The 13,127-nt window shown below is 50.1% G+C and carries 11 protein-coding genes; 7 read left to right on the top strand and 4 right to left on the bottom strand.

All coding sequences use genetic code 11. The features are described 5' to 3' along the window. Nucleotides 1-30: 30 nt before the first annotated feature. Both E6072_RS08035 and E6072_RS08030 read right to left on the bottom strand, forming a co-directional pair. The gene (locus E6072_RS08035) at nt 31-414 is read right to left on the bottom strand and encodes a hypothetical protein (protein WP_038109029.1); all 384 of its coding nucleotides are present in this window, start codon (nt 412-414) and stop codon (nt 31-33) included. 532 nt (nt 415-946) lie between these two features. Next, nucleotides 947-2,794 (bottom strand): phosphoenolpyruvate carboxykinase (GTP), encoded by a 1,848-nt coding sequence (locus E6072_RS08030; protein WP_024058982.1) that lies wholly within the window; start codon nt 2,792-2,794, stop codon nt 947-949. Nucleotides 2,795-3,101: 307 nt separating this feature from the next. Between E6072_RS08030 and E6072_RS08025 the strand changes: the two genes are divergently transcribed. The 7 genes from E6072_RS08025 (at nt 3,102) to E6072_RS07995 (ending at nt 11,562) form a co-directional block, all read left to right on the top strand. After that, nucleotides 3,102-3,668 (top strand): MptD family putative ECF transporter S component, encoded by a 567-nt coding sequence (locus E6072_RS08025; protein WP_024058983.1) that lies wholly within the window; start codon nt 3,102-3,104, stop codon nt 3,666-3,668. Beyond that, a complete protein-coding gene (locus E6072_RS08020) occupies nt 3,668-4,477 on the top strand; it encodes an energy-coupling factor transporter transmembrane component T (RefSeq protein WP_024058984.1) in 810 nt (269 codons plus the stop codon). The genes E6072_RS08025 and E6072_RS08020 overlap by 1 nt, the downstream gene beginning before the upstream one ends. Next, nucleotides 4,474-5,937, top strand: a complete 1,464-nt coding sequence (locus E6072_RS08015; RefSeq protein WP_316694963.1) for an ABC transporter ATP-binding protein — start codon at nt 4,474-4,476, stop codon at nt 5,935-5,937. Before E6072_RS08020 ends, E6072_RS08015 begins: the two co-directional genes overlap by 4 nt. A 13-nt stretch (nt 5,938-5,950) precedes the next feature. Beyond that, on the top strand, nt 5,951-7,765 hold the full coding sequence (locus E6072_RS08010; protein WP_024058986.1) for an ABC transporter ATP-binding protein: 1,815 nt from the start codon (nt 5,951-5,953) through the stop codon (nt 7,763-7,765). Nucleotide 7,766: 1 nt separating this feature from the next. Then, nucleotides 7,767-9,533: an ABC transporter ATP-binding protein gene (locus E6072_RS08005; RefSeq protein ID WP_024058987.1), complete on the top strand. Its 1,767-nt coding sequence runs from the start codon at nt 7,767-7,769 to the stop codon at nt 9,531-9,533. A 166-nt stretch (nt 9,534-9,699) separates the two neighbouring features. Further along, nucleotides 9,700-10,038 (top strand): hypothetical protein, encoded by a 339-nt coding sequence (locus tag E6072_RS08000; RefSeq protein ID WP_038109034.1) that lies wholly within the window; start codon nt 9,700-9,702, stop codon nt 10,036-10,038. A 3-nt stretch (nt 10,039-10,041) separates the two neighbouring features. Then, the gene (locus tag E6072_RS07995; protein ID WP_316694999.1) at nt 10,042-11,562 is read left to right on the top strand and encodes a BspA family leucine-rich repeat surface protein; all 1,521 of its coding nucleotides are present in this window, start codon (nt 10,042-10,044) and stop codon (nt 11,560-11,562) included. Between the two features lie 9 nt (nt 11,563-11,571). On the opposite strand, the gene E6072_RS07990 is transcribed toward E6072_RS07995, so the two are convergent. Both E6072_RS07990 and E6072_RS07985 read right to left on the bottom strand, forming a co-directional pair. Continuing rightward, entirely contained in the window at nt 11,572-11,952 is a 381-nt protein-coding gene (locus tag E6072_RS07990; protein WP_024058991.1) for an isoprenylcysteine carboxylmethyltransferase family protein, read from the bottom strand. Nucleotides 11,953-12,113: 161 nt separating this feature from the next. Then, complete coding sequence (locus E6072_RS07985) at nt 12,114-12,671, bottom strand: DUF4357 domain-containing protein (RefSeq protein WP_238128279.1); 558 nt, start codon at nt 12,669-12,671, stop codon at nt 12,114-12,116. Between the last annotated feature and the right edge of the window lie 456 nt (nt 12,672-13,127).

Raw genomic sequence — 13,127 nt, 5'->3', positions numbered from 1 at the left:
CAGTGGCGATAACCGAAGTAGTGGTGCGGTTTATGATTCGCGGGGACTGTTGGTGCTGTGAGGTTTTGAGTAAAACAAGCTGCCAATCTTGTTAGCTGTCACTGCTATCAATGAATAAGCGACCCCGTAGATCTGCGCAGATTCGTTGAAAAAGATCAGCATGGGCACCATGAAAAACAGTATCGGCATCACTATCCATAAAACTGTGAAGCCCTCCGTGATTCCGTCCCAGACGGCTAACGTCACGGTGATTAGCGGAAACACTATGAACAGCATCAAGATAAACAGCATCATGCCTGAATCAGGGGCGCTGAATACTCCGATGGCGGCTCTAGTAAGAGCAGGCAGTAAAAGATAGCACGCGAAAAGCCCGCCAAGTCGTGCCCAAGTGCCGCGTCTTTTCCACCTTTGCATGCACTCATTTTTTCATGTCCAGAAGGGAAAAACCATGGGGCTTGGAAACTGGCTACGCCCCAAACCAAGCGACGTTAAAAACCACCAGATGAACTCGTCCTATCCGTTTATATTTGAGCCGACTTCTTCTGGGCTTCCGGTTACCGAACGTAGCGCGATGCATAGGACGCTCATCTCTATCGCGTAATCTTGCAGGAGATTTTGGGATCTCAAATCTACTACGAGTGCTGCGGTAAAGTAGAAGGTGCAGAAGGTGGGAACAAGGTCTCCCATCATGTCTTAGAGGGTGTCTAGCGGACGCAAGCGCTGCTAGGCTCTCTTCTTATTTCTTTTCCGGTCTAGGGGGGTCATTACCGCGCTAACCCGGGAGATACCCGTCAGTCAATCTTCCACCACGAGGTTGATAGAAGCAACAAGATCGGGGTTAATACCCAAAGTGGCGGGTTAATCCCAACAGGAGCCATAGCTACCCGCTGGAATTAACCCGCCTAGAGAAAATCCACCCGTCACTAGCGCAAAACCAAGAGACCAATTAAGCGTTAAACGCCTGCTCTATGCGCTCGTGCGCGGCCCAGATCTGCTCAGGTAGATTCTTGAACTGTGCAAGGTGTTCGCGGCGGTAGCCCATCTCCTTCTTCCACAGATCGGTGTCGATGGAAAGAAGCTTATCCAGATCGGCGTCGTCACCTTCGAAACCATCCAGATTCAACTCTTCCTTCTTCGGCAAAATACCTACCGGTGTTTGCACGCCCTCAGCGCGCCCTTCCTTAACGTCTAGCAGCCAAAGCAGCGCTCGCAGGTTGTCGCGGTAGCCAGGCCAGCAGAAGTGTCCGTCTTCCGGATCGCGCTGGAACCAGTTCACGTGCGCAAAAATGGGCTGTTCCTTCGCGGAGCCAATTATTTTCAACCAGTGGGTCGCGTAGTCCCCTTCGGGGTAGGACATGAAGGGGCGCATCGACATCGGATCGTAACGCAGCACGCCCTCCTTGCCTTCAGCCGCGAAAGTGGCTTGGGCGCCCAGGGTCAAACCGTCGTATACGCCCTCGGCTAGGTCGGTGATTGCCCGGATAAGCGGCTCCCGGTCCTTTACTCGCCCGCCAAAGATGATGGCGTCAATTGGCACCCCTTGCGGTTCTTCGTAATCGGGAGCCACGTTGGGCACGTTAGCCAAAGATGTGGTGAAGCGGGAATTGGGATGTGCCCACTCGTCTCCCTTGGCCTCGCAGCGCTGTCGATCGGCCGGGCGGTCGGAAATCTTTTCGCCCTTCCAATCCCGCCAGCCAGTAACGTCTTCGGGGTAGTCCGGGGTCTTACCTTCCCACCACAGCTCTTGGGTTTCGGGGTTGTAAGCGACGTTGGTGAAGAGCGTCTTAGAGCCTTCTTTGATGGCGTCCATGGCGGTGGGATTAGACTTCCAGTTGGTGTCCTTTGCCACACCGAATGCGCCGTATTCGGGGTTCATGCCGTAAATCTTGCCGTCTTCGCCAACGTGCAGCCACACGATGTCATCGCCGTAGAAGTAAACTTCGTAGCGGTCACCCAAGGCGTCCGGGGCTAGCATCATGGCGAGGTTGGTTTTACCGGAAGCTGAGGGGAAACCACCGCACACGTAGTAGGTGTGATCCTTGAGCTTATCCTTAATCCCGATCAGCATGAACTGTTCGGAAAGGAATTCCCCGGAGGCCCAGCCGTCGTAAGAAGCTTGGCGCAGACCGTGGGCGATCTTGCCGAGCAGCGCGTTGCCGCCGTAGGAGGAACCGAAGTGCAAAATTGTGCGTTCGTCGGCTACCGTGGCAAACAGGCGCTTATCCTTATCGGTGCCCTGCCCCAAGTTCTTCAGGTCGCCAGTAACGTGCACTGCGCGCACGAATTCTGCCGGATTTTCCAAATTGTTCAGGTGTTCTACGCCAACCCGGGCCATGCGGATCATGTGAAGAACCACGGTGAGGTTGTCGGTAAGTTCCACTCCGCGAGCCCACTTTTCTAGCGGCGATTTCGGCGGTGCCATCAGGTAGGGCACCACGTACATTGTTTTACTCCGGGAGGCGCCCTTCATGCTTTCCAACTGCCGGGCAGTTACTTCCGTGGCGTCGTGCCAGTTGTTGTAAATTCCGGCTTCTTGCGGATTGTGGGTGGCGACGACGGTGCGTTCCTCGCTGCGCGCCGTGTCCTTGTAGTAGGAGCGGGAGTAGTAGAGTCCATCACCCGCAGGTGCGATTTCACCGGTGGCTAGGCCTTCGGCGATGAGTCGGTCGTCATCCTTTGCGGAAATGACTTCGATGGCAGCGGGTTCGGTAATTCCGGCCCAGTGCGCTACATACTCAGCTACTGCGGGATTTTCCAGCCCGGCATCGCTGAGGATCTTGGCAATGTTATCCATATTTATTACTCCTAAAATTTCGTGTAGTAGAACATTAAATTTAGGATACCCGAAACTTTTGAAGCAAACCTGGATTTAAGTCCTGCCTGGAATAAATAGGAACAAAACCTGGGACGCTGCAGTATGGGCTAGCAAATCCGCTAATAGGAGAGCCCTCTGTAGGCTAGTTAGTTTCTTAGCTCTCCCTTTTCTCCCGCCTATGTGTCGGCTAGATTACTCCGACATTACTTGACCAAATAGGGGGCACTCACGCTACTCTTTTGTTAGGCAAGGCTTACCTAATTAAATATTAGAAGGGATATATCGCATGAAAACACGCGACTTCATCAACATTGGCGTTTTTACCGCAATTTATTTTGTGCTAGTTTTCGGCACTGGAATGCTAGGCATCATTAATCCAGCAATGATGTTTGTGGGCTATGCCTTAGGTCTTATCGCTAACGGCGCCGTAATCATGCTATTTAAGTCGCGGGTACCGAAGATTGGCGCCTTGGCATTAATGGGACTATTAGTCGGGATTTTAATGGTAATTACCGGGCACCCCTGGGTTACTGCCCTACTTACACCTTTGCTGGGACTAGCCGCAGACTTCCTCTTCGCTAAAAAATCAGCGGTTTTTCGGGTCCTAGGATACGCCGTCATGTCCGTATGGTACGTGGTGCCCTGGTTCCCGGTATTCATTGACGCTCAGGGCTACTACAAATATATTGCTGACTCTATGGGGACTGCCTATGCAGATTCATTACGCTGGTTCTTGTCACCATGGATGATTGTGGCCTGGGGCGTGGGAATTTTCATTCTCGGGCTTATCGGCGGAGTCTTCGGAAATTCTCTAATGGCGCGGCACTTCCGTAAAGCTGGCATCGCAAAGTAATGAGCCTTCAATGCCAAACTAGCGCCCCCGGATCAGCAGCAAGCTATCACCAAGATCAGGTCACCAGCGCTGAAATCTTAGCAGCTAACCAACGGCATTCCCGGCCAGATCCGCGCACCGTAATACTGGTTATATTCGTATTAAATGCCCTGGTAATGTCGCGACTACCCATAGTGATCACTTTCCTGGTAGCCGGTATTGCGCTCTTGGCTTTACTATTGTCACACTGCTATTCATGGGCGCTAGGTTTCCTCGCCGTGGAAGGAACCTGGGTCGCTTGTATCTATCTTTTCCCCAGAATCTGGCCAAGCGCCCTCACCGCGTTCCTAATGGTTTTAGGCTACTGGATGATAAGGATTTGCACTGTTGGCGGTCTGGCAGGTTACGCGATTAAAACTATCGTCCCCGGAGAACTCGTAGCCGGTCTTCGCAGCTTACGCATACCGATAGCTGTAACCGTTCCCCTGGTAGTGCTACTACGATTCATACCGACAGTATTTCGGGAATACCGCGCAGTAAGAGAAGCAATGTCCCTGCGGGGATTACAAATGGGATGGCGCGCCCTCTTACATCCCCTCCATTTTCTAGAAATGGTTTTAGTTCCCTTACTGGCATCCTGCGCCCGAACCGCTGATGAAATGACCGCCGCCGGCATGGTGCGCGGTTTAGGGTCCACTATTTACCCAAGTACTTTGAAACAGCTGCGATTCAGCCGACTGGATGCCCTCTGGATACTGACGCTAATCGCCCTGATTGCTCTCATCCCCTACTCAGACCATCTAGCTATACTCTCGGGTGGATTCAAATGAGCACCTTAATCGACCAGGTCTCCTTCGATTACCAGTTCAACCCGGACGAAGAAACCTCATCAGCTCACGTAAGCGCAGTCAGCGATATCAACCTCGATTTCCCTACAGGATCCTGTACCTTAATCACCGGTCCTTCCGGAGCAGGCAAGTCGACCCTCTTAAAACTTCTGAACGGTTTAATACCCGAACTTTATAAGGGTAATCTCAGCGGACGCACTACCCTTGCTGGTCTCGATACCGTGCAAACAGATATCCAAGAATTAGGGCGTGCCGCCGGGACAGTTTTTCAAAATCCCCGTTCCCAGTTTTTTACGGCAAATGTACTAGAAGAGTTAGCATTCGCGAGCGAAAATGCCGGAGATACTCCCAAAACAACTGCTAACCGGATCGCGGAAGCTGTAAACGCCTGGGGCATTCAGCGTCTGCTAGGCAACGAGTTACGTAAGCTTTCCGGAGGTGAATTGCAGCTGGTTGCTTGCGCAGCAGCAGTTGCCGGACCGCAGCAAATCCTGCTTTTAGACGAGCCCACCTCTAATCTTTCCCCTGAAGCAATCTCCGCATTCAGCGAAGTCTTACAAAGATTAAAAATCGCGGGCTGGACCCTGGTAGTAGCCGAGCACCGCGTTTACCCTCTAAAGGGTCTCGCAGATCAAGTCGCGATCATGGATAAAGGACGAATCCAGCATTTGTATACTGCGGATAAGTTTTTTAGTTTGTCTTCTAAACAGCGTAAAGAGTTAGGGTTGCGTACCCTGGAAAAACCGGAAATGTGCGTTAACACCACTCCTGATCAGCAGGCGGACGGTATCACCGCAAAAAATTTAAGGTTCAGTTACGGCAAACACCGCGTCCTCAATATTCCTTCCCTATGTTTACCGAAGGGAAAAGTAGTTGCGCTAGTCGGCCCGAACGGAGCAGGCAAAACTACTCTTGCGCGCACCCTCATCGGGTTAGCTCACCCGGAAGGAGGCAGCGTTATTAGTTTTAGCGGCAAATCCTGCCGAGCGGCAGACAGACAAAAACGCAGCGTGCTAGTAATGCAAGATGTAAACCGGCAACTATTTGCTGAAACGGTAGCGGCAGAGGTCGTACTAGGAAATGACAATCTTAGTAAAGAGCAGGTGCAGGCGCTTCTAGGTGATCTGGGGTTGCAAGGATTATCTGAACGGCACCCAATGACTCTTTCCGGAGGACAAAAACAGCGTCTCGTTATTGCCAATGCCCTGGCGAGCCAGGCAGAGCTTTACGTATTCGATGAACCCACCTCGGGGGTTGATTACCAGCACCTACTATCGATCAGTTCTCAGATTCGCTCACTAGCCGCAAAGGACAAAGCGATCCTGATTATTAGTCACGACTTGGAGTTCATCAATGAAGTTGCCGATTATCAGCTGTTGCTCCAGCCTCTCGATAGTGAAATAAACGTGCAACTTACCGCGCCCGACCAAGAGAAACATTGAAAGAGGAAGCACAGTGAATGATCACCAAGTTAGCGAATCAGAAAAAGATGCAGCGGAAAATATCAAGCTGACCAGCAAACAAGGTAAAGCCGCATTACGAGAACTATTAGCTCCCGTGCAAATGGCGCTGCGAGTCGGTCAAGTGATGGCGGTTATATCCGCTATTTTGCGAGTTTTTCCTTTCGTTGCTTTAGTGGGGATCGGCAACGAACTCCTAACCTCATTGGGCAATGGCGTATCCCCCAACCAAAGCGTCATCATATTTTGGGTACAGGTGTTAATCGGAACATTTTGTGGAGGGCTGTTCGCCTATTTTGTGGGCTTGTTGGTTACCCATATTGCAGATAATCGCCTATCCGCAAGTATTCAGCAAAAGATTATCCGTTTTCTGGGGCAAGCTCCTTTAACTTGGTTTAGCGATAACACTTCCGGACACGTGCGTAAAGTACTGCAAGACGATGTAAAGAATCTACATGTGCTAGTAGCACACCGCCCCGTAGATTCGCTGATCGCTACCCTAGTGCCCATATTTTGCGCGGGTTATACCTTCACTATTGATTTAAGACTCGGACTTTTAGTAATTGTTACGGTGCCGATTTACATCATTGCCTACGCAGTGATGATGCGAGGAATGAGCGATAAATCCTTAGAACTTGATGCAAAACTTGATCAGGTTTCCTCCGCAATGGTGGAATTCGTAAAAGGCATCCAGGTGGTTAAAACTTTTGGGATCACCGGAAAAGCACACCGCAAGTATGCCCACAGCGCCAATGAAGCCTGTGACTATATGGAGGAATGGAATCGGCCAATGGTGCATGCGGCTTCCCTGACCGCCGCCCTCACCTCTACCCCATTGGTAGTTCTCTTATTTGGGATTGTCGGCCCCTGGTTCGTCTCCAAACATTGGGTTAGTCCGGTAGAAGTAGTTGCCGGTTGTTTAATTGCCATCGCGCTGCCCTCCTCAATTAACCTGATAACCCAGCTTGCTTGGAATTACCAGTTAGCAGGTGCCGCGGCCAAAAGGATTCTTGATCTTCTTGGGGTAAAGCCCCTCTCCTGCCCGGATCAGTCACTGCATTTACCCCAAGACGCAAGCATCGAATTTAAAAATGTATCGCTCAGCTATGGCCATACGCTAGCTTTGGATAATGTTTCCTTACGTTGTGCGCCCGGTACAGTAACCGCTCTCATGGGGCCATCAGGAGCCGGGAAAACCACCCTAGCCAAATTGGCCGCCCGCTTCCTGGATCCCGATACGGGAACAGTACTAATCGGTGGAGTCAACCTTAAAGAACTTAGTAGAAGCGACCTCTACCATCATCTCGGGTTCGTCTTGCAAGATGCGCAGCTCTTGCGGGCTTCCATTCGCGACAACATCTCTATCGGGCGACACGATGCAGATGAAGCCGAGATTATTAACGCTGCTCGCCAGGCACAGATTCATGACGAAATCATGGCACTACCTAAAGGATATGACACCGTCGTCGGGGAAGATCTGAAGCTATCGGGAGGGCAAGCTCAGCGGATTGCCATCGCCAGAACCTTACTATTGGATGCGCCGATACTCATATTGGATGAGGCAGCAGCCATGGTAGATCCGGAATGTGAAGCACAAATCCAAAAAGCTATTAACCATCTGATGGCCGGACGTACTGTTCTGGTTATTGATCACCGCCCAGATTCAGTCAAGAACGTCGATCAAATCGTCCTCCTTGATAAAGGAGAGCTGGTGGCCTGCGGTGATCACCAGAAGCTACAAAATATAGAACTCTACCGCCGCCTGTGGTCGGCATCCAATGTTGAGTTTACGGAAGGAGGACGAAACTGAAATGGCTAAGTCAACGGGAGCTATCGACATAATTCGAACAAATTTCCGCCTCAGCGCCAACTCTCAAAATCACAGCAGGAGTATCAGCTGGGCAGCTCGGATCATCAGCGGCATTGCGCAGGGGGTAGGCTTACTTGCGCTGATTCAGCTCGCAAATACCTGGGCTAGCAGGCAGGAAGAAACCGCCAATAACGCTAACCCCTGGATCTTAACCCTGCTCGTCACGGCGATTATCGGAGCGATCAGTATCTACATACGAGATCGGTTCTCCTACGAAGGCGCGTTTTCGGTGATGCGTTCTGTCCATCGCCGCGTCGGGAATCAGTTGGCAAAACTGCCCCTGGGATGGTTCTCCACTGATACTACCGGGCGCTTGTCCCGTCTAGGGGCAGCTACTGTCAATGAGCTCGGCAATCTGAGTGCCCACTTGCTCACGGAACTGTCTGCCGCCACCGTCACTTTGCTGACGCTGCTTGCTGGTTTGCTCTGGTGGTACCCCATCCTGGGGTCAATTTTTGCGTTATGCCTAATCTGTTACCTGATTCTGATGTGGGCACTAACCTATCTTGACAGTGCTGCCAGCGCCTACGCGGCCCCGGCGGCTACTGAACTCGCTGATCGGATTGTAGAATTTTCTACCTGTCAATCTATGCTCCGTGCATGTGACCAGACGATTTACCCCCAAATGGCCACCGCTTTAGCAGAAAATCGCCGCAGATCCACTCGCCGACTATGGATAGAATGCATCGGGAATTTCCTCGGCGGTATCGCCTCGCAAACAATTTGCGTGGTAATGATTATTTCCAGTGTTCATCTTGCTTTTACTGGAAGCCTTGCTCCCCTGGCAGTGGTGGCGGTCATTGGGATAAGCCTAGAAATTACTCATTACCTTTCCACGATTTCTGATTGTCGAACCGGGTTATTGGCGGTTGGACCGACAATGGCGACTATTAACGAAGTACTAGATGCGCGCCCTCTTCCTGAGCCGGAAACTTCGCTACCCCAACCACTACCCCATCAGGTTGAGCTTCGAGAGGTTGATTTTGCTTACGGGAACGATAAACAGGTGCTCAACAAAGTCAGCTTCACCGTTGCGCCCCACACTATGACCGCACTCGTTGGCTCTTCGGGGGCAGGTAAAACCACTATTGCCCGCTTAATTTGCCGATTTTGGGACGTAAGCTCGGGTGCGGTACTCGTTGGAGGTCGAGATGTCAGAGAACTGACGACTGAAGATTTAATGAGCCAGATTTCAATGGTTTTCCAAGATGTCTATCTTTTCGATGACACTTTGGAAGCAAATATCCGCATCGGTAACTCCAATGCGAGCAAAGAGGCTCTACTACATGCGGCAGAACTAGCAGGTGTCAACGATATTGTTAGCCGCCTTCCCGATGGTTGGGATACAAACGTTGGTGAAGGTGGCTGCGCGTTATCAGGAGGGGAACGCCAACGAGTTTCGATTGCTCGCGCTATTTTAAAAAATGCTCCGATTGTGCTCTTCGATGAAGCTACCAGCGCTCTGGATGCCGAGAATGAAGCAAATCTGCTGCGCTCTTTCGAAGTATTACGTCGCCAATCAACCATGTTGGTAATCGCACATAAACTCCACACGATTACTCGGGCTGACCAGATTGTGGTTCTAGATAATCAGGGGCAAGTGGCTCAGGTTGGTACCCACAATGAACTTGTAAATTGCGAGGGGATTTACCGAGATTTTTGGGATGAGCGTCAAGCGGCCTCTGGATGGAAAATATCCGCACAATAGTTCGGAATAGCTAGGTAGCATACCCGGAATTATTTGCAAGTATTTTCCGGTTAGAGGTCGTTGCAATGGCTATTACTTCAATATTTAAGGAAAAAGTCTAGAGATTAATGCCAATTATTTTTCTGATTCGGCATTGATGAATTCACTGAAGGATTTGGGGGAAATCATGAGGTATACATCTAATTTTAGGGAAACTACTATTTCTCGTCTCCTGTTTATTGCGGTCACTATTTCTGCTGCCGCGAACCTATTCTTAACTTCTTTAGGAGTTGCAGTAGCTTATGCAGCAGATACCGAAACGACCAGTGTAGGAGATAACCTCACTGCCTCCTGGGATCCGACAGCCAAAATCCTGACCGTCAGTGGCCATGGTCAGCTAGATCGAGCCAAATGGATGTCTGAAACTCCGGCCACCCACAATGAGCCCAATAGTAGATTCTGCGGAACTGTTAAAGATGCAAATGGCAACGCCAAGCCAGCCGAACCGCAGCCGGTGGAAATATAATTTATTCCTAATCCGGGCACCACCATAGATTTCCCACAAGATTCCAGCTTCCTTTTTTCCCACTGTGACAAGGCCAGCATCGACTTTCCGGATACTGGTATTAATACCGGCAAAGTCACCACGATGAGCTATATGTTCTATAAGGCGACGCTGGCGAACCCGAATACCTCTAACTGGGATACCAGCAAGGTGACCAGTATGAGCGGCATGTTCGGCGCCACCAAAGCAGCTAATCCCGATACTTCAAAGTGGAATACCAGCCAAGTCACCAGAATGAATGGAATGTTCCAGGGTGCGAAAGTAGCTAATCCGGATGTATCAAACTGGGATACCAGCCAAGTCACCGACTTGAGCGACATATTCAACGGAGCTACTGTTGCCACCCCGGATGTCGCCAATTGGGATACCAGCCAAGTCACCAACATGGAAGGTGTCTTTACTGCAGCAGCTGCCGCGAAACCAGATGTGTCAAAGTGGAAGACCAACAAAGTTACCAATATGCACAATATGTTTGCCGGAGCCAGCAGCATAGAAAATTTGGACGTATCTGGCTGGGATATTAGCCAGGTTGAGGAAGAGACCGTCGCAGACGTTTTCGCTACTGAGGGGCGCACGAGTGTACGGATCAAAGGCGCTGCTTTAAAGCGTAATATTTCTAGCTGGTTTAAGTTTATAGCCGACCCTTACCATATTCGTAATGTTGACGATGGCACGGTGTTAAACGCTACCCCGGGTGATGGGCAAACAGTTTCTGTCATGTTGGATTCGGTTAAAGACAAAATTGTAGATAAGGCCACCTACCTAATTCGCCCTAATGAAATAGTAAAAGTAACGGCAACTCCGACACAGGTTTGGCAAGGCGAACCACTGCCAGTCTTGGATTACCAGGTGGATGCGGCTCATAGCAAAGATTTACTCACCGGTGCTCTCAGAGCTGACTACGGGGCAGATACCCCGGCGGGACAGGTTGCGATTAAGCAAGGAACTTTAAAACTTAAAGACGCAGTAACCGGAGCATATTCACTAGAATTTACCGCAGGAATTCTCAATGTTAATGCTTGTCCAGAGCAACCGGAAGCTAAAGTTGATACTTCTAAGTGGGCTGATAACAATCACCCGGGGGCTAAAAATTGTGCCGATCGAAAGGTATACCAAAGTAGAACCATCACCACTACCCCTCATAAATGGGATAGCAATAAACATGAATGGGTTTTAGATACTGCAAACGCGAAGGAAAAAACTGAGAGTCAATCGCGGAATATGACCGACCAAGAAATCCACATATGCGCTGATAACCAACCTGGAAACCAGCCTTCCGTTACACCCACAGAGCATTCTGGTAAGCACCCCACTGTGCATCCAGTCCCTAAAATTGCTCCAGTGAAGAAAACTGAGCCTACTCAGGTAACCCAGATCTCCACTTTGCCTCAGACCGGGACTTTGGTTGGCCAAATCGCGCTTCTAGCTTGCTTGCTAGGGGCCGCCGGCAGCATTGTTTGCCGCTTGCGCCGCACCGCCCGCTAGCGGATCAGTTTATGACTCTCGGGGTTTGGTGAGGCGTTGGGGCGGCCAAGGAAAAATCCGATTAACGTGGGCAGCGTATTGGATGTATTCATCCCCGAATTCATTTTCAAGCCAGCGTTCTTCAGTGTGTTTCATCAAAACAGTCAACGCCACCCAATAGATGAACGGGAGGGTTAGTAGCCACCAGTTCACTTGTATGAGCAGCAGACCGCAGTTTAATAGCAGGAAGGAAGAATATACGGGATGCCTAACCCAAGCGTATATCCCGCTAGTCATAAGCTGACCAGTTTTAACGCTTTCGACCATGTGAGAGCCAAAAACAGCTGAAACCCACACGATTACCGCAACTACCATCACAACCAGACCCGCCGCAATCATGAGGTTATGCACCCAACTATTTCCGATAGTTCCGTTTGCGATCCAGCCTAAAAAATGGACAAGACTCGCTGCAATCGTGACGATAAAAATACCCGAAACCTATATCGGACCTACACCTAACACAGGCAAATGCGAAGCTCCGATTTTATTCATACAGCTATTTTCGCACCAGCCTAACCCGCTCTAGCAATGGCAGAAGTAGCTAACGCTATGGCAACCGCCGCAGAAGGAGAAGTAAAAGCAATATCCCGGGTGACCACGCCCCGCTTATTTTCTATGCGGATTGAACCATCACTAACTAGCTTTTGGTGACGACTAGCGCTAGCCGTATAGGAGTTAACCGTTGCCTGACTTCTGGCTTTACTCGTTTCCCAGCTAGCAACCACGATTGATTCCTTGAGAAGGAAAAACTCGCCATCAATCAGCTGCATCGAGGCATCTATCCCATCTTTTTGCTTATGTAGATGAAAAATAGGTGAAGAAACTATCTGAGCGTTATCTAGTTGCACAGTATTTTCTGGGGAACGCAAAACATTGACTCCCAGGATTGGCAAAATCAGCTTCACATTATCTAAGAACGACTCGGCTGATGCTCGTTGCGCTTCAGAAAGCTTCCTAACCCGAGGGGTTTGCCTGTTATCAGGCATAGAACAGCGCTCAGCATTCTTAGCGATTTCAACCAGACGGGCTTCTAAATAGCCCCAATGTCCCTCGTTAAAAGATCGTTGCAAGCTAGCGATAATAACGACCTTTTCCCACTGCGGCTTCTTTTTGTCATGATCGCGTAAGCGCTCAACAAAGTTTTCTGTCTTGCCTATATAGCACCAAGTGTTCTCAATAGCTTCAGGGTCATTCCCAAGAAGAATATACACACCATTACAAGCGATTGAGCTGAATGACCCCGTGTTTGCATGGGGTTTTTGAGACGTTTGAGTTTGTTTGAACCTCGTAGCGACTAGACATCATAGTTCTGCTAAAGTCAACACCGCTTTAGCAGGAATTTTTATGGTTTTTGCTTCTAATCATAAAGAGATTATTTGCGGAACTCGGGATGGTAAAAACTCAGCAAAATTGCCGCAGCTATCAGGACTGCGCAACATGTCATTGGTAGCCACGGAGAGAGTCCGTAAAGTGCGGTAGAGGCTATCGGTGCCACTACATAGGCTGCACCATTGTTAGCATTAATC

This window comes from Varibaculum cambriense, assembly GCF_032557235.1.
Taxonomy (GTDB): domain Bacteria; phylum Actinomycetota; class Actinomycetes; order Actinomycetales; family Actinomycetaceae; genus Varibaculum; species Varibaculum cambriense_C.
Note: the sequence above shows the minus strand (reverse complement) of the source record. Positions and strands in the feature narration are given on the sequence as shown.

Bases quoted from the DNA above. Each gene is read 5' to 3' on its own strand.
- E6072_RS08035 (WP_038109029.1), bottom strand. From the start codon at position 414: ATGCAAAGGTGGAAAAGACGCGGCACTTGGGCACGACTTGGCGGGCTT.
- E6072_RS08030 (WP_024058982.1), bottom strand. From the start codon at position 2,794: ATGGATAACATTGCCAAGATCCTCAGCGATGCCGGGCTGGAAAATCCC.
- E6072_RS08025 (WP_024058983.1), top strand. From the start codon at position 3,102: ATGAAAACACGCGACTTCATCAACATTGGCGTTTTTACCGCAATTTAT.
- E6072_RS08020 (WP_024058984.1), top strand. From the start codon at position 3,668: ATGAGCCTTCAATGCCAAACTAGCGCCCCCGGATCAGCAGCAAGCTAT.
- E6072_RS08015 (WP_316694963.1), top strand. From the start codon at position 4,474: ATGAGCACCTTAATCGACCAGGTCTCCTTCGATTACCAGTTCAACCCG.
- E6072_RS08005 (WP_024058987.1), top strand. From the start codon at position 7,767: ATGGCTAAGTCAACGGGAGCTATCGACATAATTCGAACAAATTTCCGC.
- E6072_RS08000 (WP_038109034.1), top strand. From the start codon at position 9,700: ATGAGGTATACATCTAATTTTAGGGAAACTACTATTTCTCGTCTCCTG.